Annotated in this window: 3 protein-coding genes; 2 read left to right on the forward strand and 1 reads right to left on the reverse strand. The window is 36.1% G+C overall.

All coding sequences use genetic code 11. From position 1 onward, the window contains the following. Window positions 1–50: 50 nt before the first annotated feature. The gene (locus AOG55_RS04075) at window positions 51–617 is read left to right on the forward strand and encodes a hypothetical protein (protein WP_048101697.1); all 567 of its coding nucleotides are present in this window, start codon (window positions 51–53) and stop codon (window positions 615–617) included. A 104-nt stretch (window positions 618–721) separates the two neighbouring features. After that, the gene (locus AOG55_RS04080; protein WP_055040924.1) at window positions 722–1519 is read left to right on the forward strand and encodes a sulfite exporter TauE/SafE family protein; all 798 of its coding nucleotides are present in this window, start codon (window positions 722–724) and stop codon (window positions 1517–1519) included. Between the two features lie 39 nt (window positions 1520–1558). Here the strand turns inward: AOG55_RS04080 and AOG55_RS04085 are convergent, their stop codons facing one another. Continuing rightward, a complete protein-coding gene (locus AOG55_RS04085; RefSeq protein ID WP_048101838.1) occupies window positions 1559–2524 on the reverse strand; it encodes a ParM/StbA family protein in 966 nt (321 codons plus the stop codon). Window positions 2525–2638 lie beyond the last annotated feature (114 nt).

The raw sequence follows: 2638 nt of genomic DNA on the forward strand, positions 1-2638 counted from the left end.
TAGAATATTTTCAATAGCAATGAATTTATATTATAAAATAATAAACAAGCATGACAAAAATATCAGACGCAGTAAAAGTTATTGTGAATAATAATTTAATTTTTTCCATGGCAATTTCAAGCGGGTTATGCAATTACACCAAAATTGCAGAAAATATTAAGGATAAGGTTGAGGCCATGACCGGAAAGCCTGTAAAATTTAATACCATTGTCAAGGTCCTTGCAAATATGAAGACGCAAAAGCCAGAATACATAGATGATCTTGACATACTTAAAAGGTCGTCATTAACAATAGAATATGAATACAGTGTTATATATTTTGATGACATTAAAAAAATTCCAGATAATGCAATACTTGTAATGAAGGAGTCTAATTATTATGTGTGCATAGCAAGCAACAAGGGCAGCGAGAGCAAAATTGCGCTTATTAAGATAATACTTCCAAAGGAATCCTCATTTACACCAGGGTTAACATTGCTGATAACGGATTATCTTATGACCTATGGAATAAAGTTTACCAACATTTACAGATTGGATACAGAAATATGGATAATAATCGATAACTCCAATGCTGGGAAGGCCCTATATCACCTAAGCACGTTATTGCATGAAAATTAATCATAATAATGTATAAAATTAATATTTTTTCATAAATATGAATAATTAATGTATAAACATGAAAAACATATATATAGTAATTAGTTATATACCCTTAGATAAAAATGATAATAACAATCATTCAGTATTTATTTGCCCTAATATCCGGTATAGCAGTCGGTTTTAGTTTAGGCTTAATAGGTGGTGGTGGATCAATACTTGCAGTCCCTTTGTTTATATATTTTGTTGGTATTAATCATCCACATCTTGCAATAGGTACCACTGCACTTGCTGTTGGCCTGACAGCATTTATTAATTTCTATCAGCATCTCAGAAAGAAAAACGTAAATTTAAAAATAGCACCTATTTTTGCCCTTGTTGGTGTGATAGGAGTTTTACTTGGTGCATATGTTGGGCTTAAGATAAAGGGCGGCCAGCTGCTTTTCTTTTTCTCCATGCTCATGATAGCCATTGGTATATATATGTATATCAGCAAATGCCGTAGCCTGCCAACAGAGGATTGCAAGGAATTAACAAAACAAACAAGATATGACAAGGTATCTGCATTCTCACTTGCAGTGGGCTTTGCCTCAGGTTTCTTTGGTATTGGCGGTGGCTTCTTAATAGTGCCTGCATTACTATCATCCACAAAGATTAAGATAAGTATGGCAATAGGCACATCGCTATTTGCTGTTGGTACCTTCGGGATAGTTACAGCAGCAGAGTACGGATTCCATGGAGAGGTTCTGTATCTTGTTGCCATTGTATATGTGATTGGTGGCATTCTTGGTGGCTTCTTTGGAACAAAAATATCAGTTGGCATGAATAAAAAGCTGCTTAGAAAGATATTCGCAATTATTATAGTTCTGGTCGGAATATATGTTGCATACAGTTCATATCCAGCACTAATACATATTTTATAAAATTTATAAATTAAAATTATTTTTAAAATTATTGTAAAATTATTGACTTGCTGCAATTCTGTATCCAAGGACATTGGTAAATTGCATATCCTCCACGGGAACCTTAACCATGTGCCCGGGTGCAAGTTCATCCAGCTTCTGCCCAACCAGTATTGATCCACCGCCCACAGGAATTAAAGCAGTTATCCTATCAAGGTCTTCACGCATGTTTTCCCTCATATCGTCTATCACCTTCTGTGCAAGTGCGTCTAATAATGGTTGTGAAACAATTGGACCACCAACCTCCTTCTGACTGTAGACAACCTTTGACGATATTGCATCCCTGGCCACATCAGCTGGAACTATAAATCCTGTTTCCTTGGCTATTACCTTGCTTATTCCAGAAACAACATCCCCCACTCCTGCCTGTATTGTAAATGAAAGCTCAACTATTGGTTCCATGTTCTCCATATTTATTGTTAATACATCAGTTGTTCTAAACCCAATGTCTATAATCACCGCATTACCGTATTGTTTCCTAATTAATCCACGGTTTAATAAATATATTGCCGCACCGACACCCTGAGGTCTCATCACAAGTTTGGATATGGTGAATTTTTGTTCCTCACCAGCCGAGGATTTTATTTTTATGGTTTTCCCCTCAAGAAGATTCCTTGCCTTCTCCACCTCCTTTTCAAAGGACCCAAGCTGTGTACCACTGGCCAGTGTTACTTCTGTATTTTCCTTACCAAGATTTGTTACCCATAAGGCCGCTGCGAGCAATGGATATGAATTTGGATCAGAAAGTCTGCTGTCCTCCTGTGGCTGCCTAACACCTGAACCTATGGCATCCTTTCCAAATACAAATGAGTCTCCGTCATCAACAGAAATTACAGGTATATTACCACCAATACCCCAATTTCTTGACTCGGCCTTTGCCCAGCGGGAAGGGAATATATACCTTTGCTCATTTTCAGATATTACCTTGGTATCGCCGTAACCTAAATCCAAACCTATGGTAATCATTTTATTCATCCCCAAAAATATAATAAGAGATTTATATTTAAATATTTGCCTATTATTTAACATTTTTATCAAATTTAGCCATTTTTTTGTCGTACCATGTCTTACATTAACAAA

It is taken from the genome of Acidiplasma cupricumulans, from assembly GCF_001402935.1.
In the GTDB taxonomy this organism is placed as follows: domain Archaea; phylum Thermoplasmatota; class Thermoplasmata; order Thermoplasmatales; family Thermoplasmataceae; genus Acidiplasma; species Acidiplasma aeolicum.

Coding starts and splice junctions, on each gene's coding strand:
- AOG55_RS04075 (WP_048101697.1), top strand. CDS start 51: ATGACAAAAATATCAGACGCAGTAAAAGTTATTGTGAATAATAATTTA.
- AOG55_RS04080 (WP_055040924.1), top strand. CDS start 722: ATGATAATAACAATCATTCAGTATTTATTTGCCCTAATATCCGGTATA.
- AOG55_RS04085 (WP_048101838.1), bottom strand. CDS start 2,524: ATGATTACCATAGGTTTGGATTTAGGTTACGGCGATACCAAGGTAATA.